This window comes from uncultured Parolsenella sp. (assembly GCF_934660935.1).
Taxonomy (GTDB): Bacteria; Actinomycetota; Coriobacteriia; order Coriobacteriales; family Atopobiaceae; genus Parolsenella.
Window position 1 is genome coordinate 18762 of record NZ_CAKUIH010000002.1, and the last position, 21340, is coordinate 40101.

The 21340-nt window shown below is 64.6% G+C and carries 16 protein-coding genes and 1 riboswitch; of the genes, 10 read left to right on the plus strand and 6 right to left on the minus strand.

Annotation, left to right across the window (positions count from 1 at the left end; translation table 11 throughout):
- Nucleotides 1–2: 2 nt before the first annotated feature.
- The 3 genes from Q0H23_RS01155 to sufC form a co-directional block, all read right to left on the minus strand.
- Nucleotides 3–1154 (minus strand): SufD family Fe-S cluster assembly protein, encoded by a 1152-nt coding sequence (locus Q0H23_RS01155; RefSeq protein WP_293834823.1) that lies wholly within the window; start codon nucleotides 1152–1154, stop codon nucleotides 3–5.
- Nucleotides 1155–2525 (minus strand): Fe-S cluster assembly protein SufB, encoded by a 1371-nt coding sequence (sufB, locus tag Q0H23_RS01160; protein ID WP_293815844.1) that lies wholly within the window; start codon nucleotides 2523–2525, stop codon nucleotides 1155–1157.
- A gap of 117 nt (nucleotides 2526–2642) precedes the next feature.
- The gene (sufC, locus tag Q0H23_RS01165; protein WP_293834825.1) at nucleotides 2643–3413 is read right to left on the minus strand and encodes a Fe-S cluster assembly ATPase SufC; all 771 of its coding nucleotides are present in this window, start codon (nucleotides 3411–3413) and stop codon (nucleotides 2643–2645) included.
- A gap of 267 nt (nucleotides 3414–3680) precedes the next feature.
- Between sufC and Q0H23_RS01170 the strand changes: the two genes are divergently transcribed.
- From Q0H23_RS01170 to Q0H23_RS01190, 5 genes are all read left to right on the plus strand, one after another.
- Nucleotides 3681–4628 carry a bile acid:sodium symporter family protein gene (locus Q0H23_RS01170; protein WP_293834827.1) on the plus strand — a complete coding sequence of 316 codons (948 nt, stop codon included), beginning with the start codon at nucleotides 3681–3683 and terminating at the stop codon, nucleotides 4626–4628.
- Nucleotides 4629–4982: 354 nt separating this feature from the next.
- On the plus strand, nucleotides 4983–5732 hold the full coding sequence (locus Q0H23_RS01175; RefSeq protein ID WP_293834829.1) for an SDR family NAD(P)-dependent oxidoreductase: 750 nt from the start codon (nucleotides 4983–4985) through the stop codon (nucleotides 5730–5732).
- A 102-nt stretch (nucleotides 5733–5834) separates the two neighbouring features.
- Nucleotides 5835–6833 carry a 2-keto-3-deoxygluconate permease gene (locus Q0H23_RS01180; protein ID WP_293834831.1) on the plus strand — a complete coding sequence of 333 codons (999 nt, stop codon included), beginning with the start codon at nucleotides 5835–5837 and terminating at the stop codon, nucleotides 6831–6833.
- A 397-nt stretch (nucleotides 6834–7230) separates the two neighbouring features.
- Entirely contained in the window at nucleotides 7231–11028 is a 3798-nt protein-coding gene (dnaE, locus tag Q0H23_RS01185; RefSeq protein WP_293834833.1) for a DNA polymerase III subunit alpha, read from the plus strand.
- Between the two features lie 656 nt (nucleotides 11029–11684).
- Complete coding sequence (locus tag Q0H23_RS01190) at nucleotides 11685–12641, plus strand: isoaspartyl peptidase/L-asparaginase (RefSeq protein WP_293834835.1); 957 nt, start codon at nucleotides 11685–11687, stop codon at nucleotides 12639–12641.
- Between the two features lie 33 nt (nucleotides 12642–12674).
- Here the strand turns inward: Q0H23_RS01190 and Q0H23_RS01195 are convergent, their stop codons facing one another.
- The gene (locus tag Q0H23_RS01195) at nucleotides 12675–13799 is read right to left on the minus strand and encodes a hypothetical protein (RefSeq protein WP_293834838.1); all 1125 of its coding nucleotides are present in this window, start codon (nucleotides 13797–13799) and stop codon (nucleotides 12675–12677) included.
- A gap of 243 nt (nucleotides 13800–14042) precedes the next feature.
- Here Q0H23_RS01195 and Q0H23_RS01200 point away from each other — a divergent pair, with 243 nt between their 5' ends.
- Nucleotides 14043–14927 (plus strand): hypothetical protein, encoded by an 885-nt coding sequence (locus Q0H23_RS01200; RefSeq protein WP_293834840.1) that lies wholly within the window; start codon nucleotides 14043–14045, stop codon nucleotides 14925–14927.
- A 205-nt stretch (nucleotides 14928–15132) separates the two neighbouring features.
- On the opposite strand, the gene Q0H23_RS01205 is transcribed toward Q0H23_RS01200, so the two are convergent.
- Nucleotides 15133–16104 carry a hypothetical protein gene (locus Q0H23_RS01205; protein WP_293834842.1) on the minus strand — a complete coding sequence of 324 codons (972 nt, stop codon included), beginning with the start codon at nucleotides 16102–16104 and terminating at the stop codon, nucleotides 15133–15135.
- A 242-nt stretch (nucleotides 16105–16346) separates the two neighbouring features.
- A riboswitch (TPP riboswitch) is annotated at nucleotides 16347–16456 on the plus strand.
- A gap of 89 nt (nucleotides 16457–16545) precedes the next feature.
- Between Q0H23_RS01205 and Q0H23_RS01210 the strand changes: the two genes are divergently transcribed.
- The 4 genes from Q0H23_RS01210 (at nucleotide 16546) to Q0H23_RS01225 (ending at nucleotide 19686) form a co-directional block, all read left to right on the plus strand.
- Nucleotides 16546–16854 (plus strand): thiamine-binding protein, encoded by a 309-nt coding sequence (locus Q0H23_RS01210; protein WP_293815834.1) that lies wholly within the window; start codon nucleotides 16546–16548, stop codon nucleotides 16852–16854.
- Nucleotides 16855–17082: 228 nt separating this feature from the next.
- Nucleotides 17083–17772, plus strand: coding sequence for an ABC transporter permease (locus Q0H23_RS01215; protein WP_293835125.1), 690 nt, complete (start codon nucleotides 17083–17085; stop codon nucleotides 17770–17772).
- A complete protein-coding gene (locus Q0H23_RS01220; RefSeq protein WP_293834845.1) occupies nucleotides 17772–18815 on the plus strand; it encodes an ABC transporter substrate-binding protein in 1044 nt (347 codons plus the stop codon). The genes Q0H23_RS01215 and Q0H23_RS01220 overlap by 1 nt, the downstream gene beginning before the upstream one ends.
- A gap of 1 nt (nucleotide 18816) precedes the next feature.
- Nucleotides 18817–19686 (plus strand): ABC transporter ATP-binding protein, encoded by an 870-nt coding sequence (locus Q0H23_RS01225; RefSeq protein ID WP_293834848.1) that lies wholly within the window; start codon nucleotides 18817–18819, stop codon nucleotides 19684–19686.
- A gap of 276 nt (nucleotides 19687–19962) precedes the next feature.
- On the opposite strand, the gene Q0H23_RS01230 is transcribed toward Q0H23_RS01225, so the two are convergent.
- On the minus strand, nucleotides 19963–21102 hold the full coding sequence (locus Q0H23_RS01230; RefSeq protein ID WP_293834850.1) for a Gfo/Idh/MocA family oxidoreductase: 1140 nt from the start codon (nucleotides 21100–21102) through the stop codon (nucleotides 19963–19965).
- Nucleotides 21103–21340 lie beyond the last annotated feature (238 nt).

Genomic DNA, 21340 nt, shown 5'->3' on the forward strand with positions numbered 1-21340 from the left:
GGTTAGGCCTCCTCGATCATGTCACGAATCTCTGCTGCGGTCTGGCCGCCGAGCGCGCGCTCGGCCCAGGAGATGACGGCCGCGGGAGCGTCGCCGGGAAGGGTGATCGCGGCGTCGTCGACGATGGCGCGGCGGAAGAGCTCCTCCGCCTCGTCCTCGGTGAGGCCGCGGTCGCGCAGGTAGGCGAGCTGCTCGGGGCTCACGGTGCCGATGGCGGCGCCGTGGGAGCCCTCGACGTCGTCCTCGTCGCACAGGATGGTGGGGAGCGTCTTGTTCACGACGTCGTCGCCGCAGACGAGGACGGTCTCCTGCTCGGAGGCCTTGGCTCCCTTGCAGCCGTTGACGAGGTCGATCGTGGCGCGCAGGGCCTTCTTGGCGTCGTCCGAGAGGACGCCCGTCATGTCGAGGTTCGCGCGCGCCTTGATGCCCCTCACGGGAACGGTGTAGGCGAGGTCGAGCTTCTCTCCCGCTCCCGCAAGGTAGCGAAGAGAGAGGTCGAGGCGGGAACGGTCTCCGGCAAGGTCGATCGTGGAGCCGAGGGCGGTGGTCGCGGCGCCGATCACGTACTGGCGGACGGTGACCTCCGCGCGGTCATCGGCGACGATGCCGAGGCTGTCGAGGTACTGCTCGCCCGCGGTGGCGGCGACGAGGAGCGTCACGTGGACGTGGCTGCCCTGCTCCGCGTGGATGCGAAGGGCGTGACCGCTCGTGACGGGGGCGTCGTCGCGCTTGGCGGGGGTGTCGCCCTCGCGGGCAGCAGCCTCGTTGTCCTCGGCGTGGGCGCGCTCGTCGCAGGCCTTGGGCGCGGCGCCGAGGCCGTCTGCGACCACGACGTCTACGAACGCCTCGGCGCCGGGGCGCACGAAGACGCTCGTCTGGGCGACGCTGCCGAGCGAGGTGTCGACCTTGACGGAGATGCGCTCGCCGGTGGTGCCGGCGGGTACGACGATGGTGCGGCGATTGGTCGCGGAGGCGTCGAGCCACTGGGTCGCCTCGGCGCCGGCACCGCAGGTGATGCGGCGGGCGGAGGCGGGAACCTCGGCCATGGGGTCTGCGGCGGGCGGCTCGGGCACGACGAGGGTGGTGTCGTTCGCCTTGAGCCAGTTCCAGGTCTGGGCGGGCGTGAGGCCAACGCCGGTGAGGGTGTGCGCCATCTAACCAATCGCCCCTTCCATCTCGAGCTTGATCAGGTTGTTCATCTCGACGGCGTACTCGAGCGGCAGCTCCTTCGAGACTGGGTCGGCAAATCCGTTGACGACCATCGTGCGTGCCTCCTGCTCGGAGCAGCCGCGGCTCATGAGGTACATGATCGTGTCGTCAGAGATGCGGCCGATCGTGGCCTCGTGGCCGACGCTCGCTGAGGCGCAGCGGACGTCCATCGCGGGTATGGTGTCAGAGCGGCTGATGTCGTCGAGCATGAGCGAGCTGCAGCTCACGGAGGCGCGGGCGCGCTCGGCCTTCTTCGTCACCACGACGGAGCTGCGGAAGGTCGAGATGCCGCCGCCCTTGGAGAGAGACTTGGTGTCGACCGAGGCGCGCGTGTCGGGCGCGGCGAGGGTCACCTTGCAGCCGGTGTCGAGGTTCTGCGTGGCGCCGGCGAACGTGATGCCGGTGAACTCGCAGCTCGCGCGCGGACCCACGAGCAGCGAGCTGGGGTAGAGGTAGGAGACGTGGCTGCCGAACGAGCCGGAGACCCACTCGACCTTGCCGTCCTCCTCCACGCGCACGCGCTTCGTGTTGAGGTTGTACATGTTCTTGGACCAGTTCTCGATCGTGGAGTAGCGCAGGCGTGCGCCCTTGCCCACGAAGAGCTCCACGGCACCTGCGTGGAGGTTGGCCACGTTGTACTTGGGCGCGGAGCAGCCCTCAATAAAGTGCAGGTCAGCGCCGGGCTCGACGATGATGAGGGTGTGCTCGAACTGGCCGGCTCCCGCGGCGTTCAGACGGAAGTAGCTCTGGAGCGGGAAGTCGAGCTTCACGCCGGCGGGCACGTAGACGAACGAGCCGCCGCTCCAGACGGCGTAGTGGAGTGCGGCGAACTTGTGGTCCGTCATGGGGATGAGGGTGCCGAAGTGCTCGCGGATCATGTCCTCGTAGCCGGAGTGCATGGCGTCCTCCACTGTGGTGTAGACCACGCCGGACTTTGCCACCTCGTCCTTCATGTTGTGATAGACGATCTCCGAGTCATACTGGGCGCCCACGCCGGCGAGGCTCGTGCGCTCCGCCTCGGGAATGCCGAGGCGCTCGAAGGTGTCCTTGATGTCGTCCGGGACCTCGTCCCAGGAGTCGACCTGCTTGGAGCCGCTCGCGACGTAGGTGGAGATGGTGCTCATGTCGAGGCCGCCGATGGCCGGGCCCCAGTTCTTGGGCATCTCCATGCGCTCGTAGGTCTCGAGGGCCTTGAGGCGCATCTGGAGCATCCACTCGGGCTCGTCCTTCTTGCGGCTGATCTCCTCGACGATGTCACCGGAGAGGCCGTCTTCGAAGCGCTCGTAGCCGGCCTCGGGCTTCACGAAGTCATACATGCTGCGGTCGACGTCGGCGACCTCGGCGCGCTTGCGCTCGGGGGCCGCTCCGGGCACGGAGCCGGTCTCGGTGACGTCGACGGGGGCCACGGGGGCCTTGTCCTCGGTCAACATGCGCTACGCCTCCGCCTGCTCGACGGCGGCCTCTTTGGCCTCGTAGCTCTCGAAGCCGTTGGCGTCGATCTGGGCGATGAGATCCGGGCCGCCCTCGGCGACGAGGTGACCCTTGACCATGACGTGGGTGCGGTCGACCTCGACGCGCTCGAGGATGCGCGTGTTGTGCGTGATGATGAGGAGGGCGCCGTCGCACTGCTCGCGGTAGGCGGTGATGCCGCGCGAGACGACGGAGAGGGCGTCGACGTCGAGGCCGGAGTCCGTCTCGTCGAGGATGGCGAGCTTGGGCTGCAGGAGCAGCAGCTGGAGCATCTCGACCTTCTTCTTCTCGCCGCCGGAGAAGCCCACGTTGAGCTCGCGGGTGAGGTAGGAGGAGTCCATGTCGAGCTCGTCGCAGAGCTCGCCGACGCGGCGGCGGAACTGCTTGGCCGTCATCTTGAGCTCGGGGCGCTTCTGGCAGATGGTGCGCAGGAAGCTATACAGGGGCACGCCCGAAATCTCGACCGGTGCCTGGTAGGAGAGGAAGAGGCCCGCGAGCGAGCGCTTGTCGGGCGAGAAGTCCGTGATGTCCTCGCCGGCGAACTCGATCGTGCCGGAGGTGGTGCGGTAGGTGGGGTCGCCCATGATGACGTGGCCGAGGGTCGACTTGCCGGCGCCGTTCGGTCCCATGAGGACGTGGCACTCGCCAGCGTTGACCGCGAGGTCGACGCCGTGGAGGATGGGCTTGTCGTCCGCGCTCGCGCTCACGCCACGGATGTTAAGGAGGTGTTCCATTTGATTTCCTAACCTTGCCTGTCAAAACAGCCTCAGAGATAATACCCCATAGAAAGTGGGATTAGCACCTATTCGCCTGAAAATACCGGCGATGTGGAGGGTTATCTTTGAAAACGAGGCTGCGGTATCTTCGAAGAGGGGGACTCCGATCCTCCGGGGTATGATCGCCGCGCTTCCGGACAGGGGTCGCCGCGCGTGGTGCCGCCACATTTCCGGACAGGGGTCGCCGCGCGTGGCGCCACCACATTTCCGAGATGGGACTATTGCATGGATAGATGGACCAAGTTTGGCAAGGCAATCGGTTCGCACATGTCGTTCATCGCGCCCACGTGCGTGATTCTAGGTGTGCTGTTTCCCGAGGTATTTGGCTTGTTCAAGCCTGCGGTCCCCGCGATGTTCGCGCTCCTGACGTTCCAGGGGTCTCTGAACAACGACTTCAAGAGCGTGGCCGTGCAGTTCCGCCACCCCAAGGACGTGCTGTGCATCCTCGGCGTGAGCATGATTGCGATGCCCGTCGTGGCGCACCTCATCGCAAGCCTGCTGTTCAGCGGAAACCCCAACCTCGTGACTGGCGTCACGCTCGAGTATTGCGTGCCCGTGGGTGTGGTGTGCTTCATGTGGTGCGGCATGTATGAAGGCGACCTCTCGCTGGCGCTCGCGTCGATCCTCGTCTCCACCGTGCTCTCGCCCGTGAGCATTCCCTTCACGCTCAAGCTGCTGCTGGGGGCGGACGTCCAGGTTGACGTGCCGCAGATGATGAGCAACATGGCGTTCATGATCGCATTGCCTGCCATCGCCGGCATGCTCGTGAACAACGTGACCTACGGCTGGGGCCACAAGAAGCTGTCACCCGCCCTGTCCCCCGCCGTGAAGGTGCTGCTCATGATCATCATCGCGAGCAACTCCTCGCAGATGAGCGACCAGGTGCGCCACCTCACGCCAGAGCTCGTGGAGGTCGCGGCGTTCATCCTCGTCTTCGCTGCGTGCGGCTTCGTGCTGGGCATCGGGCTGGCGCTGGTGCGCAAGAGGCCCACTTCGAGGATCGTGACCTCGTGCTTCTGCGTGGGTATCCGCAACATTTCCGCCGGCGCCGTGATCGCGGCGCAGTTCTTCCCGGGCGAGGTCGTCTTCCCGGTCATGATGGGCACCCTCTTCCAGCAGGCCCTCGCCGGCATCTACGGCTCCCTCATGGAGCGCAAGCTCCTCAAAAGTTGACAAAGGAAAAGTTGACAAAGGGACAGTCCCTTTGTCAACTTTCCGCCAATGCGCGCGACCTGAAACCTGCAAAAGGGACAGTCCCTTTTGCAGGTTTTTCGTAGCAGGTTAGAGGCTGTCTCTCCATAATGCGAGCACAAATGTATCGAAATACGTGGTCAAGTCATACCGTTCACGGACGAGTGGCTACCGTTTGCCGTTCGCGTAAAAATTAGGACCGTTCGCAAAGTTCTCGACCATCGAGATTCGCTTGCAACAATTCGCGCCTATTGTGCATTCGACAAGGCACGCCGCGAGCCCCGGGAGGGGGTTTCCGCCGCCCACGACGCGCAGGAATCCAAAGAGGGAGAGACCATGGTCTTCGACTTCACTGGCAAGACCGCGATTGTGACCGGTGGCACCCAGGGCATCGGCTACGAGATCGCGAAGGGTATCGTAGAGGGCGGCGGCCACGTCGTCCTAATCGCCCGCAGCAAGGACAAGGGCGAGGCCGCTGTCGCCAAGCTCGGCGAGGGCGACTACTTCTATCAGCTCGACGTCTCCGACACGCCCAAGGCCCGCGAGACCGTCGAGAAGATCTTCGCCGAGGTGCCGGGCGTCAACACGCTCATCAACTGCGCCGGCGTCATCTCCACCAAGAAGTTCGACGAGATCGACGACGCTGAGTGGACCCGTACAATCAACATCAACCTCAACGGCGTCTTCACGATGATGTCCGCGGTCTACCCGCACTTCAAGGCCGCTCACGCCGGCACCATCGTCAACGTCTCCTCCGTCGCCGGCAAGATCGGTGGCGGCCTTCTCGGCACCGCGGCCTATGCCAGCTCCAAGGCCGGCGTCAACGGCCTCACCAAGGCGGTTGCCAAGGAGGGTGGCAAGTTCGGCATTCGCTGCAACGCCGTCTGCCCGTCGCTCACCCTCACCGACATGACCTCGATCCTCTCCGACGAGAACTCCCAGCGCATCATCGCCGGCATTCCTCTGGGCCGCGCCGCTCAGGCCAGCGAGCCCGCGCAGATGGTCCTGTTCTTCGCCTCTGACGCCGCGAGCTTCGTCAACGGCGAGATCGGCGACTGCGACGGCGGCATCGTCCTCGACGGGTAATTCCCGCAACGCGCGCGATTGCGTCCGTAAAGCGCGCGGTGCCGGATAACTCCCGGCCCGCGCGCTCCGTTTTTTCTCGAGTCTCGAAAGCGAGTTTTTCCAATGAGTGATTCCAGTGCTGTGGTGGAGGAGAAGAAGCCCTTCTTCAAGATGTCCTCCATCCCCGGCGCCACGATTCTGGTGCCGCTTCTGTTGGGCTGCCTGCTCAACACGCTGTTCCCCGAGATGTTCAAGACGCTCGGCAGCTTCACGCTGGGCATGACGCAGAATGGCGTCAGCCCGCTCGTTGGCGCGTTCCTCCTCATCGTGGGTACCACGATCTCGTTCAAGAGCGCTCCCGCCGCCGCCGCTCGCGGTGCGATCATTATCATCGCCAAGCAGGTCGTCGTCATTGCCGTGGCGCTGATCGTCCTGTTCACGGGCAACAACTTCCTCGGCTTGTCCGCGATGGTCATCCTGGCGGCCTGCACCGGCGCCAACAACGCCATGTACGCCGGCCTGATGGGCTCGATGGGCAACGAGGCCGAGCGCGGCGCCGTCGCCATCACGACGCTTGTCGTGGGCCCGCCCGTCACGATGATCGTTCTGGGCGCCGCCGGCCAGGCTTCCATTGGCTGGTCCCTCGTGGGCGCCATCCTGCCTATCGTCGTGGGCATCATCCTCGGCAACGTCTTCCCGAGCTTCAAGAAGATGATGGCTCCCGCACTGACCGGCGTCATCGTCCTGACGTTCTTCGCCATGGGCACCACCATGACGTTTGGCCAGCTCGTTGCTGGTGGCCTGCCTGGCATCCTGCTTGGCGTTCTGTGCTCCGTCGTCTTCGCCATCCCCGCCGTCTTCATCGACCGTCTGACGGGCGGCACCGGTGTCGCCGGCGCCGCGATCTCGAGCTGCGCTGGCGCCAACGTCGCCACGCCCGCTGCCATGGCCGCGACCGACGAGGCCCTCTATGGCGGAGACATCCTTGCCGTTGCCACCGCCCAGGTCGCCGCATGCGCCATCGTGACCGCCATCCTGACGCCGATCGTCACCAGCTGGTGCTACAAGCACTTCAACGCCGAGAAGGCCGAGAAGGCCGCCGACGCCGGTGCCGCCGCGTAAGGCTGCCGTCGCGCAGGGGTAGCGCTCGCTTTTAGTGCGTGCGAATCGAGAGGCCGCCGTATCCCCAGGGATGCGGCGGCCTCTCTCGTCTCGCGGCTCGACGTGGGCGGCCCGTGCGCCGGCGCCCGTGCGAATCGCGGCGGTCGCGCCGTGCACGGCGCGGCGGCTTGCGTGCGGCGGGGCGGCCGGCAAAACCTGAAAAAGGGACTGTCCCTTTTTCAGGTTTCCAACTCCGCGCGGCGGGCGTTGTCAATCCCCGAACATGGCGTGGGAGAGGGGTGAAGCGCGGCGATGCCCGAAAGGGTGTCCGGAACGTGCGCTATCCTCAGATGCGAGAAATCTTGGCGAGAGACTATGCGGCGACGGTGACTCCGCGGGCCGTCGCAAAGGGAGCGAAATGGCGTTCGTACATCTCCATAACCACACTGACTACTCGATGCTCGACGGTGCCACGCGCGTCTCCGCGATGGTGAAGCGCGCAGTCGACCTCAAGATGCCCGCCGTCGCCATCACGGATCACGGCTATATGTATGGCGTGCCTGACCTCGACCTCGAGTGCGCCAAGTACAACCACCAGCAGGCGGATTGGCAGCAGTGGTTCCACGACAAGGAGAACTACGCAAAGGGTCGCGAGATCGTGGAGCCTGACGCGGAGAAGGAACCCGAGGCATACGCGCAGTGGCAGATCGACGTCGCCGCGCACGAGGCCGGCCGCGACCTCGACGAGGTGAAGCCGCGCCCGCTCGTGAAGCCCATTTTTGGCTGCGAGGCCTACTTCACACCGGATGACTCCCTCTCGCGCGACCACAAGCCCGAGCTCTACCACATGATTCTCATCGCCAAGAACCAGACCGGCTACGTCAACCTCATGCAGATGATGAGCGACGCGGCCGTTCGCGGCTTCTACTACAAGCCCCGCACGACGCTCGAGATGCTCCGCGCCCACTCCGAGGGCATCATCGCCACGGCGGCGTGCGTCTCCGGCATCATCCCGCGCTCCATCCTGCGCGGGCAGCCGGACGAGGCCCTCAAGTGGGCCCGCACCTTCAAGGAGATCTTCGCCCCCGGCGACTTCTACATCGAGATCCAGGACCACGGCCTGACCTTCGAGAACGGCATGACGGACCGCCTGCTCGACGAGCAGCTGGTGGAGCTTGCTCACTCGCTCGACCTCAAGGTCATCGCCACGAACGACTTCCACTACCTCACGCGCGAGGACGCCCCCACGCAGGACCTCATGATGTGCATCGGCATGAACTCGAAGATCGATGACGAGAACCGCATGCGCATGGAGGGCAGCGAGTTCTACATGAAGAGCGAGGAGGAGATGCGCGCCCTCTTCTCCTGGTGTCCGGAGGCCTGCGAGAACACTCTCGAGCTGGCGGACAAGTGCAACGTCGAGCTCGACTGGGACCAGATCATCCTCCCGCGCTTCCCGCTGCTCGACCCGGGCGAGACTCACGAGAGTCAGTTCCGTCGCGAGTGCGAGAAGGGCCTGCGCCAGCACTACGGCGACGACTGGGCCACGCGCGAGATCGGTGGCGTGAACATCAAGGAGCGCTTCGAGTACGAGTACAAGGTCATCTGCGACAAGGGCTTCGCCGCGTACTTCCTGATCGTGGCGGAGTACGTGCAGTGGGCCAAGGACAACGGCATTGGCGTCGGCCCGGGCCGTGGCTCGGCGGCGGGCGCCATCGTCGCCTACGCCATGAACATCACGGCGTTCGACCCGCTCGAGAACGGCCTGATGTTCGAGAGGTTCCTCTCCCCGCAGCGTACCGAGATGCCCGATATCGATATGGATTTCGACGATGAGCGTCGCCTCGAGGTCGTAGAGCACGTGCGCCAGCTCTACGGCCCCGAGAAGGTCACGCACGTCATCACCTACTCCACCATCAAGGCCAAGCAGGCCGTCAACGACGCCGCGCGCGTCCTCGACTTCCCGGTCTACATGGGCCAGCGCCTTTCCAAGATGATCAGCGCCGCGCCCAACGCCACGCTCAAGGCAACGATGAACAAGGTCGAGGGCCGCGAGGACCAGTACTCGCAGGACTTCGTCGACGCCTACAACTCCGATCCGGACGCCCACCGCATCATCGACGCGGCGCTGTCTCTCGAGGGCATGATCCGCGGCGAGGGCGTGCACGCGTGCGCGGTCCTCATCTGTCGTGACCCCGTCAACGAGCACTGCCCCACGAAGCTCGACACCAAGGGTGGCGTCGAGATCACCCAGTACGAGGGCCACACCGTCGCGGACATGGGCCTGCTCAAGATGGACTTCCTGGGCCTGCGCACGCTCACGGTCATCTCGAAGGCAAAGGCGAACATCAAGGCCAACTACGGCATCGACATCAACGAGGCGGAGATTCCCTTCGATGACCCGAAGATCTTCGAGCTCATGGGTTCGGGCCACACGGCGGGCGTCTTCCAGGTCGAGTCCTCGGGCATGACGGCCACAATCAAGAACATGAAGCCCACCGAGTACAAGCACGTGGTGGCACTTATCGCCCTGTACCGCCCGGGCCCCCTTGGCGCCGGCATGGTCTCGTCCTACATCAACCGCATGAACGGCAAGGAGCCTGCGGTCTCCTATGACCCGCGCCTCGATGACATCCTCGGCGAGACCTATGGCACCATGGTCTACCAGGAGCAGGTCATGCTCATCTCCGTCGAGATGTGCGGCTTCTCCAAGGGCGAGTCTGACTCTCGCATCCGTAAGCCCGTGGCCAAGAAGAAGATCAAGCTTCTGACCTCGACCATCCTTCACTGGGAGGACGGCTCGGACGAGACGACGTATGACCACTGGATGAACGGCGCGGTCAAGAACGGCTACAAGCGCGAGGTCGCCCAGCGCATCTGGGACGACGTTCTCGAGTTCGCGTCCTACGCGTTCAACAAGTCGCACTCCGCGGGCTATGCCATCCTCGTCATGCAGACGGCCTGGCTCAAGGCGCACTATCCCAACGAGTACATGGCCGCAGTTCTCACGAGCTACACGGGCAAGACGGATAAGATCGTCCACTACGTCTCCGCGTGTCGCCACGACGGCATCCAGGTGCTGCCGCCTGACATCAACGAGTCTGGTAAGGAGTTCACGGCCACGAAGGAGGGCGTGCGCTTCGGCCTCGCCGGCATTCGTGGCGTGGGCGAGGGCGTCGCGGACCTCATCATCGAGGAGCGCGAGCGCGGGGGCAACTTCAAGAACCTGCATGACCTGGTTGATCGCGTGGATACCGGCACGTGCAACCGCCGCGTTATCGAAGCCCTCATCAAGGGCGGTGCCTTCGACTCGACGGGATACCCGCGCCGCCAGCTCATGGAGTTCGTCGACAAGAACAACCCGGCCAACATCATCGACGCCGCGACGAAGCGCCAGAAGGATCGCGCCGCTGGTCAGAGCTCGATGTTCGACCTGTTTGGCGATGTCGAGGGGGCTGGTTTCGAGGACGAGGCTCCCGAGCCGAGCCCTGTCGAGTGGGACCGTACGCTCAAGCTCGCGCAGGAGCGCGAGGTTCTCGGCCTCTACATTTCCGACCACCCGCTGCGCCCGTATGAGTACGCGCTCTCCAAGGCGCGCGACTACACGCTGGGCGAGGTGCTGAACGGCTACGAAAAGACCAGCGTCACGGGCGAGGTGCGCCATGTTGACGTAGGTGGCGAGAAGCCCTTCTGGGTTGCCGGCATGGTGTCGGGTATGCAGAAGCGCACGACGAAGAACGGCGACCCGATGGCCATCGTCCAGCTCGAGGACATGGAGAACGAGCTTGACGTCGTCGTCTTCCCGAAGGCGTACAAGAAGAGCGCCGCGGTCCTCGCCGGCCAGACCGACGAGCAGACGGGCGAGCAGACGGGCGACGTGTTCGTGCGCGTCCTCGGCCGCATCGACCGCAGCGACCGCGGCGACCAATTCTTGGCGACGGCTGTCGAGCCGCTCGAGCTGTCGGAGAAGACCAACAAGCCCAAGGTCCTCGAGATCATGCTCGAGCCGAGCGCGCTGTCGCGTAGCATGCTCGAGCAGCTGCAGAAGGTTCTCAGCCTGCACCAGGGCTTTGACCGCGTCGAGCTGTTTGTCGTGAGCGAGTCGGGTGACCGCCTCCGCATGGAGGTGCCGTGTCGCGTCGACGCGAAGAACGTCATGCTCATGGCGCGCGTCCAGGACCTCCTAAGGGACAAGGGGACGGCCACGGTTGCGTAGCGGCGGCTGTCCCGTTGGGGCTTGTGTCACGCGCGCCGTGCTTGCCTGGAGCCGCTCGCTTCGCTGGGGACTTGCGCCGCGAATGCCGCGTTTGCCAAGCGACGGCTGTCCCGCTGGGGCTTGCGTCGCGAGTGCCATGCTCGCGGTTTGGGCTGTTGCCTGCGATGGCGATGCGTTTTGCGTGCGACGAGCTTTGTTGTCGCTCCGCGATGAGCGGATTATCAGTGCGTCCCGGCGTTCTTGCCGGGGCGCACTGTTTTTGCGTGACGCACGCGGCGGGCGAGTTTATTTAATGCGCGCAAGGCAGGCTGCTTGATGCATTTCAAGGCCAATTGAGAGCGCTGGCTCAAGCTAAAAATAGGGGGATAGCGACTGTGAGCAGCCAAATCGGCTCGCTCGAAGTAGACCGAAATTTGCCAGTTCATCTACCTGCGGTGATGGAAACGGAAATAGCGGGTCTACTCGGTGCCCCCTCGTTTGGCTGCTCACAGTCGCTATCCGTTAATATCAACCACCAGCTTTTGCTGCCATTCTTGGGCCACTATTTGTGTTTCGAGCGGGTTTTCGTTGCGCGATCGTGGTGCTGAGGTGCCATGGCAAGTGCATCCTCATGGGCGACGGCTATCATTCATCTGACGACAGGCGGAAGGGGAGCCATGAAGGCGCAGGTAGTCGAATCGGTAAAGATGCCGGATGTTATCGAGGTCGGCGGAGACGGTCCGCTCCTCGTCATCCATGGTGGCGCCGGCAGGCGCATTCACGAGATGACGCCGGAGCGGGCGGCTGAGACGGAAGCTGCCCTCGCCCGCGCGGTTGAGGCGGGATATGCTCAGCTCGCTGCCGGTGAGCCTGCCGAGGAGGCCGTCATCGCGGCTATCCACGTCATGGAAGACGCCCCTTGCTTCAATTGCGCCCATGGCGCCGCGCTCACGCTCGACGGCACGGCGGCGCTTGATAGTAGCCTTATGCTCGGTGACGGATCGTGCGGATCTGCTTGCGGCCTTACGACGGCGAAGCATCCCATCGACGTTGCTCGCGCGGTCATGGAGCGTACGCCGCACGTGCTCTTCTCCCAGCCCACGGGGTCCCAACTCGAGGAATGGGGGATCGAACAAGTCGACAACTCCTACTTCGTGACTGAGCGCCGCCTCGCCGAGCTCGAGGAATTCCGTGCCCGTGCGGCGGCGGGTTGCGACGACTCCGCGACGCGCCATGGCACGGTTGGCGCCGTCGCGCGCGACGTCAACGGCCGCATCGCCGCGGGCACGTCAACTGGCGGTATCACGGGACAGATGCCTGGCCGCGTGGGAGACTCGCCCGTCATCGGTGCCGGAACCTATGCGAACCAAGGCAGCGTGGCTGTGAGCTGCACCGGAACGGGCGAGAAGTTCATCCAGGAGTCGTCGGCGTTCCAGATTCATGCGCGCGTCGCGCTTGCGGGCAAGACGCCGAGCGAGGCCGCCGAGGCGATGCTTTCCGCCGTGGACGGCAGGGGAGGCAACGGCGGCGTTATCGTTATCCCCGCCAAGGGCGCGGGCGTGATCGGCCGCACGGCGGATACGCAGATGAACTACGCCTGGGCCCAAGGGGACAGGCGCGCCACCCACGTGTAGGCGGCAAAATCTGAAAAAGGGACAGTCCCTTTGTCAACTCCGGAGTGAGACCCGGATGCTCGGGTGCGTGTACTGGTCAAACTCCTCCTCAGGTTCCGTGTCGAAGGAGCATGACGTCTTGACGGGACCGTCGTCCGAGTAGACGCGAATGCTCTCGTAGGGCGAGCCGGCGAGGAACGCCTCGCGGAAATCGTCCGGTACCCGCGGTGCCGCGAGCAGGCCTGCGTTCGAGGTGGGCACGTTAAGCCCCTCGAGCGCCGCGCCGAGCTCCGCGATGTCGAGCATGGCTTGGTCGAGGCTCTCCTCGAGCGTGGCGCTCACGTCGACCTCCATGCAATAGCTGACGTCGGTGAGCGTGCCCCCGTCGTCAAAGTCGAGGTAGACGTAGGATTCCTGGACGCCGTCCTCGGACTCGCGCAGGTAGCCGATCACGTGGTAGCCGTAGTCCTTGTAGCGCTCGCGGGGATCGTCCGCCGAGACGCGGGCGCAGGTGCCCGCCAGCGCATCTCGTGCGATGTCAATCCGCTCGGCGGCGCTGGCGACGCGCGCGTCGAGCTCACGGCTCGCCTGCGCGTACTGCGGGACGTACGCCCCGATGGCGATGACGATGGGCAGCACCACGAGCGCGACCCTCCATCTCCTGACGTTCGGGACGGGCACGCCGTAGGCACCGGCCATCGCCTCGGCGTTGGCCGAGGTCTCCGACAGGATGTCCGCCACGGTCAGCACGGTGCCCACGGAACCGGCAACCTGCGCGACTCCGCCCAGGCCTTTTGCCAGGTCGGAATCGCTGTCGCTAAGCAGACGCCCTGCTGCCTGCGCGCCTATGGCGGCAGCGACCTGCGCCGAGCGGTCAGTCTCCTGCTGCGAGACGTCGAGCCTCTCCTGCAGCGCGCGCCACTGCTTGCCGCGCATGCCAAACTTCGGGCGGAGGGTCCAGAAGCAGAAGGCCACGAGGTTGATGGCGACAAGCGCGAGGATGACGTTGAGCCCCGTGTCCTGGAAGCCCTTGTGATGGAAGACCAGGTCATCGATCATCTCGAGGGGGACCAGCATGAGGCACGTCACGAATGCCATGACGAGCGCCACGAGGGCGACCTTGGGGTAGACGCAGTAGCGCCGGATCTGCTTCTTCTCGTTCTCGCTCAGGGGTGCCATGGCGCTCCTCGGTCGTGGTCGCGCCGCGCGGCACCGGGGTCTCCCGCGTGCCCGCGGCTATCACTTATCAGTCACGCTCGGCTTATCGTACCAGGTACCTCGCGTGTGGCGCGCAAAACTCGGCGCTGCCGTTGACGGGGCGCGAGCTCGTCGTTTGCCGTTCGCGTTGGACTCCCATTAATGTCCGAAAGCCTTTCTATAATGGCCTTGCCTTCGATGAATCGAGGCTCCTCGGGAGGGACCATGGTTGATAAGACCAAGTACGTGGCAACGGCTGACGAGGAAAAGCACGCCGCCGCGCTCGCGGGTATCGAGCGTTCGTCCGTCAATGAGGTGGACGTCACGTTTCTGCGGTTTGATGACAGGCCTCACGTGGATGTCGATGCTCTCCTTCAGGAGATGGCCGAGGCAGCGTTCTCGAGCGAGTCCGGAACGTTCGCGGCCTTCGTCGCGCGGAACCACCAGCGCATTTGCGTGGCCGCAGCGGATAGCGACGACGTGCCGAAGCTTCTCGTCATCGGCTACAAGATGGGCATCTCACGCGGAGACGCCGCCTGCATGAATGACCTTGGCGTCCTCTATTACATGGGTGACCTCGTTGAGCAGGACTATGTCAAGGCGGCGGAGCTCTACGAGATGGCGATGAACCACGGCTGCTATCAGTCCATCATCAATCTCGGTTACATTTGGGAGTATGGTCGCACCGGCGAGCGTGATTATCAGAAGGCATACCAGTACTACGCCCTCGCTGCCGCGCTGGCTGATTCCAGCGAGGCGGCGTACAAGCTCGGCGACATGTACAGTCGCGGCAAGTTCGTCGAGCGCGATATGGCCAAGGCCTATCAGCTCTGGAGCCGCAGTCTTGATCTTGCGGAGGACATCGTCGAGATTGCCCAGCCCGCCATCAGGATCGCCCAGCTGCTTCTGTCCGAGGACTGCGAGTCTGCGGGTGCCAAGCGCGATCCCATGCGCGCCCTCCAGCTCTTCCAGCAGGCGGAGATTGGCCTTCGCGTCGATATCGATAACGGCCAGACCTACTACCGCAAGCGCCTCGAGGAGGCCATCGAGGGTCAGGAGAGGGCCAGGGCGATCATCGACGGGCAAGTCATCGATGGGCCGATCTTCTAAGCGCCTTGTCCTTGATTGGCGAGTCGGTTACCGAGCACCCCTCCCTGCTTGGAGGTCGGTTATCGAGCGCGTTTCCCTGGATTGGCGAGTCGGTTACCGAGCATCTCGGAGCCGGTGCCTCAACGTGCCGTCTCGACGCTGGGCACGCCAAAGTGAGCCTTAGCTGCTGGCGGCTGGCGCGTAGGGGCTGATCCGCTGTCGGAATCTACTTCGTCGAACCGCCGGATCCGCTTACCGTGTCGCCCGAGCCGTTGGCGTTAGCCGAGCCATTCGAATGGGTCGAGTTCGAGGCGGAGCCGGAGTTGGAGGTATCGCCTTCTGGCTTGCTGGAACTGGAGTCCGATGCGCCGCCGTCGCTCGAGCCGCCATTCGAGGGGTTTGACGAGGAGCCGGATGTTGAGGGAGAGGATGACCCCGTGTTCTCGCCCTGGTTGCTGCTCGATCCGCCTTGCAGGCTGGCGTTTGCCCCCTCGGTCGTGGCAGGGTGCTTGTGCGCCGTTGCGGCTTCAGTGGCGGCCTGCGTCGTCTGCGGCGCTTCGACCACGATGGTGGTGGAGCCGCCGATGCCCTCGCCCTTGGTCGCGATGCTGACGACGAGCGCGAAGACGAGCACCGCGACGATGGATGCCGCGGCCATGAAGATGGTCGCCCTGCGGCGTATGACGTCGCGCTCGCGTCGGCGGGCGGCGGCACGTATGGCTACCGGCGCGATGGGCGTGCCCGTCTCGGCGAATTCCTCGACGTGGCTGCTGCCTGAGACCGATGCCGCGCGCGGTTGGCTGGGGATGGTCGTGTCGGCGACGGAAGCGCTGCGCTTGAGGACATCGTCGTGCGAGTTGCCAAGGGCGCGCGTCTTGTCGGCGATGCGGGCTCTGTCTACGACGCACGTCGCATCGTTATCGTCATGGGGAGCCTGGCCGTCGATGGCGACGGAGCCCGTCTCGCCATCATTCGACGAGAGCTTCTCCGCCGAGGCCTTGAGGATGGACTTGTAGATCTGTGATGCCGCGGCGGACGCGAGACCGCCTATGACGACGCCGATAAGCGAGCCCGCGAGGCCAATCTGTGAGGAGAGGGCAAATGATGTACCCGCTGCTAGACCGCTTGCAATGACGGTCGAGAACGAAAAATCGTCGAAGAGTCCGCCCTTCGTGTTGCGATCATTAAACTGAGCCATGCACGTTCGCTTCCTGCGTTCCTTCGTTTTTTGCTGTAGGGAATACGTACCCGGATTGTCAGCGGGCTCTTCCCATGTGAAGCAATTCTCACGAATTCGCAAGACGCGTATGCGGTGCGCGAGGGAACTCTGCTTGCGCGTTGTTCGCGCCCCTGTCGCCCGCCGTATCCCTCGCTCCACCCGTCCCGCGCGCCGCGGAGATAAAACCACTTGCTCGACATCTCGACGTGCTATTATTCGTGCCGTAAAAGGGGGCTGGCGCATGCCGGCTGAGATTGGGCCTAGGATTGCGGCCCTGACCTAAAACCTGATCTGGGTAATGCCAGCGTAGGGAACCAATACGTGCGATTCGTACGGGGCTCCCGCCAATGGCGAGGGCCCCGATTCGTTTGACGGTGCGCCGCCCGGCGAGCTCGGACCCTCGCGGAAAGCGAGGTTTGCATGGAATGTAGCGTTGCGATTCAGGTCCTGCCGATGGACGCCGCCAACGACGACGAGGTCATCCGCGTGGTCGACGCCGTCATCGAGGAGATCCAGAAGTACGACGTGAACCCGTATGTTGGCCCGTTCGAGACCGCTATCGAGGGCGACTATGACACCTGCATGGAGGTCCTCAAGCGCTGCCAGCTCGTGGCGGCCGAGGCTGGCTGCGGCCAGGTCATGACCTACGCCAAGATCGACTACAAGCCGAATGGCGCCGTCCTCTCCACCGAGAAGAAGGTCGGCAAGTACCACCAGGACGAGAACTAGCCCATGGCCTCGCACTCGAAGGACAAGGACGTGATCACCGGGGACGCCTTGGCGGGAAGCCGCGCGTACGGCAACTCGACGAAAAGCGCCGCTGCGGGCCATGCGGCCACGAAGGGCACCACAGCCGTTCGGGTCGATGCGGGCAACGGCGCCGCGCGCCCTCGGGCGCGTTGGGTCGCGCCGGTGCTGACGGTCGCCGCGCTTCTCGTGTTGTGGCAGCTCGTCTGCATGGCGGGTCTCGTTCCCACCTATCTGCTGCCGAGCCCGGTGCAGGTCGTCCAGGCGCTCGTGGCCGATCTCCCGCTGCTCGTGAGCCATTCGGGCGTCACGATCGCCGAGGCGCTTCTCGGCCTCGTCCTAGGCGTCGCCGTGGGCTTCGTCGTCGCCGTCCTCATGGACCGCTTCGAAGCCGTCTATCGTGCGCTCGACCCGATCGTCACCATCTCGCAGACCATCCCCACCGTGGCTATCGCCCCGCTCCTCGTGCTGTGGTTTGGCTACGGGCTGATGCCAAAGGTGCTGCTCGTCGTGCTGGGGACGTTCTTCCCCGTCACCGTGTCGCTTGCGAGCGGCTTCCGCAGCGTCGACCCGGACGTCATCGACCTCATGCGCACCATGAACGCGACGCGCGCCCAAATCTTCTGGTACGCGAAGCTGCCCGCCGCTGCGGAGAGCTTCTTCGCGGGCCTCAAGATCAGCGCGACGTATGCCGTGGTGGGTGCCGTGGTTTCCGAGTGGCTCGGTGGCTTCGTGGGCCTTGGTGTCTACATGACGCGTGTTCGCAAGTCCTATTCGTACGACAAGATGTTTGCCGTCATCCTCATCATCTCGGCCCTTTCCCTGCTGCTCATGGGGCTCGTCTCCGTGCTGCGTAAGGCGTGCATGCCGTGGGACAGGGCAGAAAGGAAGAATCAGTAATGACCAATTCCTCCATCTCCCGCCGCGAGTTCGTGGCGAGCGCCGGAATCGCCACCTCCGCCGTCGCGCTTGCCGGCCTCACCGCTTGTGGCGGCCAGAAGGCCGCTGATACTGCCGCCGCCTCCACCGCCGCCGCGGGTGACGCCACCAAGCTCACGTTCGTGCTCGACTACACGCCCAACACCAACCACTCCGGCGTCTACGTGGCCATCGCTAAGGGCTTCTATGCCGACGAGGGCCTCGACGTCGAGGTCGTCCAGCCGCCCGAGGATGGCGCTGACGCTCTCGTGGGTACCGGCAAGGCCCAGTTCGGCATGGGTTACCAGGACGTCATGGCCAACTATCTCGGCTCTGACGACCCGCTGCCCGTGACGGCCGTCGCCGCGACCATCCAGCACAACACCTCCGGCATCATGAGCCGCGCCGGCGAGGGCATCGACCGCCCGCGCGGCATGGAGGGCAAGCGCTACGGCACCTGGGACCAGGACGTCGAGAAGGCCATGGTCAAGAGCGTCGTCGAGACCGACGGCGGCGACTTCTCCAAGGTCCAGCTCGTTCCCTCCGGTGACGAGGTCAGCGGCCTGAAGTCCGACCAGTTCGACTGCGTCTGGGGCTACGAGGGCTGGGGCCTGCAGAACGCCAAGCTCCAGGACCTCGCCTGCGACTACTGGTCCTTCCGCAGCATCGACTCCGTCTTCGACTACTACACTCCGGTCATCATCGCCAACAACGACTTCCTCGCCAATAGCCCCGAGGTCGCCAAGGCGTTCCTCCGCGCCACGAAGAAGGGCTACGAGTTCTGTGTGACGAATCCGGACGAGGCTGCCCAGATCCTCGTCGACGCCGCCCCCGAGACCGACGCAGACCTCGCGAAGGCCAGTGCCGAGTACCTCGCCGACCAGTACACCGCCGATGCCTCCAGCTGGGGCATCATCGACTCCGAGCGCTGGGCCAAGTTCTACACCTGGATGAACGACAACCAGCTCACGCCCGTCGCGCTCGATGTCAACGGCGGCTTCAGCATGGACTACCTGGAGCAGTAGGGTGGCTGTGTCTGAGGATAGGGGAGAGGTGCGCACGGACGCCGCCGGCGTGGATGCTGTCGCGGGCATCGGTGCCGAGGACGCTATGGTCGCCGCGTCGAGCGCTCCATCCGCGCTCGCGCTTGAGGTCCACGACCTCACGCTCGCGTGGGAGGCAGGTGGTACGCCGACGGTCGAAGGCGTCTCGCTCTCGGTCGCGCCGGGAGAGATGGTGTGCCTCGTGGGCCGCTCCGGCTGCGGAAAGTCGACGCTGTTCCACGGCCTCGCTGGTCTCACGAAGCCCGTTTCTGGCGAGGTTCTGCTCCATGGGGAGGACGTCACGGGAAGGCCCGGTCACATCTCGTACATGCTGCAGAAGGACCTCCTCCTGCCTCAGCGCACCATCATCGATAACGTCTGCCTGCCGCTTCTCCTCTCCGGCACGCCGCGTCGCGAGGCGCACGCCAAGGCGGAGCCGCTCTTCGAGCGCTTCGGGCTCGACGGCACGCAGACGAGCTATCCCGGCGAGCTGTCCGGAGGCATGCGCCAGCGTGCGGCCCTGCTTCGCACCTACCTCATGGACAACGACGTCGTCCTCATGGACGAGCCGTTTAGCGCGCTTGACGCCCTCACGCGTCGGGATATGCGCTCGTGGTTCCTCTCCATGGTGACTGACCTGGGCATTTCCTGCGTTCTCATCACACATGACGTGGATGAGGCGGTAGAGATGGCCGATCGGATCCTCGTTATGCGCGGCAACCCCAAGGAGGGGCGTCCGAGCAGCCTCGTGGGCGAGGTGCCCGTCGACGTCTCGCGTGACGCGCGAGGGGAGTGGCTCCTCACGCCTGCCTCGCTCGATGTGAAGCGAAGGGTGCTGGAGCTGCTGGGGTAGGGCACCGGACGGCCACTGACGGCACCCGCGGCTCTCGATGACTGCCGATGCCCGCTCCCAGGGACGTTTCTCCGGTTCGATGGCTGCCGACGCCCGCTCCCAGGGGCGTTCCTGCGGTTCGAAGGCATCAAAATAGGCGGCGCAGGTGGGAATGGTTCCCATCCTGCGCCGCCTTTCGCGTTTCTCGATTTGCTCGCCAGCGCGGGGGTTCTCGTGCGAACGGAGCCTGGCCGCGTGGGCAAGCGGGCCCGCGCGCGATGCGCCCTTGGTCTCCGCCTACTCCACGCGGAAGTCGGAAGAGAAGCGGAAGTCCGCCGGGAAGTGGACGTCCGCCTGGTTACGAATCTCGTCGCAGACGCTGAGCGAGTTAAAGGTCACGCAGTCATAGCTCTGGAGCGCGCCACGAACCGTGATCTCCCTTCCCCACAGCGTGTCGAGCTTCTCGCCGCGAATGAGGGAGACGAAGTCCCTGAGCTCGTAGACCATGTTGTTCGTGCGACACTCGATGTCGAGCTCGCGCGTGGTCGAATTGGGCCTGTTCGATTCGGTCGAGGCACTGCCGCGAACCGCCTTGCCACGCGTCATGATGGACACGTGCTGCGGCGATGCCATCGAATCGATGGTCATCGTGCCGAGGTCGCCCTCGATCTGCGAGGGAAGCAGATCTGTCGAGATCTTCGAATAGGCGAGCTCGGCCACGAGGCCAGGCGTGCCGGAGTGGGGGCCGTAGGTGCAGAGCACGGAGCCGGCTCCGTCGATGATGCCGTTGGTGGTCTCGCACTTGGAGTCCGAGATGAGTGTGGGCGCCGCAACGACCCTGTCCGGCATGCCGAAGAGTGCGACCATGGGCTCGACCGTGTAGATGCCCATGTCCATGAGGGCGCCGGACGCCATCTTGGTGTCGAAGATGTTCGTGTGGCGACCAGCCTTCACGTCGTCATAGCGCGAGGAGTACTTGCCGAAGCGGAAGGTCGCGCGGCGGAGGGTGCCGAGCTCCTCGAGGGAGTCGAAGATCTTGGCCCAGGCGGGATCGTGGATGGGGCGCATCGCTTCGAGCGCGATGACGTGGTGGAGCTCCGCCGCGGCATAAAGGGACTGTGTCTGGAAACGGTTGGAGCAGGCCGGCTTCTCGATGAGGACGTGCTTATCGCCGCGGATGCAGGCGAGGGCCTGGTCAAAGTGGAGCGCGTTGGGGCTCGCGATGTAGACGGCATCGACGTCCTTGCAGTTGGCGAGCTGCTCGAGCGTGGTGAACGGGCGAGTACCACCGTGACGCTCGGTGAACTCGCGGGCTGTGATGGGGTTGCGCGAGTAGGTGCCCACGTATTTGATGTCATCGACTTGCGCCGCTGCGTCGAGGAGGTCGTCGCTGATCATTGACGTTCCGATGGTGGCAAGGCGGATGGGCTCTGGCATGTGGTTCTCCTCGTTTGTTGGTGGCGCTGGGTCGAGTTGACAGGGGCGGCGGTGCGAGCTGGCACGCACCGGGCGTGCTGGGATGACCGGGCTGCGTTCGGCACGACAATTCTAAGTAATTGACCGCGGTCAAAGAGAAGCCTTTTGTGAACGGGCGAATGCTTTTGTGAACGGGGCCGGCGAGGCGCGCGGCGCGCATGACGAGGTGCGGACATTGCGTCGGGACTCGCACGGGGAG

What these genes read in the sequence shown, in the direction of transcription:
- Q0H23_RS01155 (WP_293834823.1), bottom strand. Translation starts at nt 1,154, where the DNA reads ATGGCGCACACCCTCACCGGCGTTGGCCTCACGCCCGCCCAGACCTGG.
- sufB (WP_293815844.1), bottom strand. Translation starts at nt 2,525, where the DNA reads ATGTATGACTTCGTGAAGCCCGAGGCCGGCTACGAGCGCTTCGAAGAC.
- sufC (WP_293834825.1), bottom strand. Translation starts at nt 3,413, where the DNA reads ATGGAACACCTCCTTAACATCCGTGGCGTGAGCGCGAGCGCGGACGAC.
- Q0H23_RS01170 (WP_293834827.1), top strand. Translation starts at nt 3,681, where the DNA reads ATGGATAGATGGACCAAGTTTGGCAAGGCAATCGGTTCGCACATGTCG.
- Q0H23_RS01175 (WP_293834829.1), top strand. Translation starts at nt 4,983, where the DNA reads ATGGTCTTCGACTTCACTGGCAAGACCGCGATTGTGACCGGTGGCACC.
- Q0H23_RS01180 (WP_293834831.1), top strand. Translation starts at nt 5,835, where the DNA reads ATGAGTGATTCCAGTGCTGTGGTGGAGGAGAAGAAGCCCTTCTTCAAG.
- dnaE (WP_293834833.1), top strand. Translation starts at nt 7,231, where the DNA reads ATGGCGTTCGTACATCTCCATAACCACACTGACTACTCGATGCTCGAC.
- Q0H23_RS01190 (WP_293834835.1), top strand. Translation starts at nt 11,685, where the DNA reads ATGAAGGCGCAGGTAGTCGAATCGGTAAAGATGCCGGATGTTATCGAG.
- Q0H23_RS01195 (WP_293834838.1), bottom strand. Translation starts at nt 13,799, where the DNA reads ATGGCACCCCTGAGCGAGAACGAGAAGAAGCAGATCCGGCGCTACTGC.
- Q0H23_RS01200 (WP_293834840.1), top strand. Translation starts at nt 14,043, where the DNA reads ATGGTTGATAAGACCAAGTACGTGGCAACGGCTGACGAGGAAAAGCAC.
- Q0H23_RS01205 (WP_293834842.1), bottom strand. Translation starts at nt 16,104, where the DNA reads ATGGCTCAGTTTAATGATCGCAACACGAAGGGCGGACTCTTCGACGAT.
- Q0H23_RS01210 (WP_293815834.1), top strand. Translation starts at nt 16,546, where the DNA reads ATGGAATGTAGCGTTGCGATTCAGGTCCTGCCGATGGACGCCGCCAAC.
- Q0H23_RS01215 (WP_293835125.1), top strand. Translation starts at nt 17,083, where the DNA reads ATGGCGGGTCTCGTTCCCACCTATCTGCTGCCGAGCCCGGTGCAGGTC.
- Q0H23_RS01220 (WP_293834845.1), top strand. Translation starts at nt 17,772, where the DNA reads ATGACCAATTCCTCCATCTCCCGCCGCGAGTTCGTGGCGAGCGCCGGA.
- Q0H23_RS01230 (WP_293834850.1), bottom strand. Translation starts at nt 21,102, where the DNA reads ATGCCAGAGCCCATCCGCCTTGCCACCATCGGAACGTCAATGATCAGC.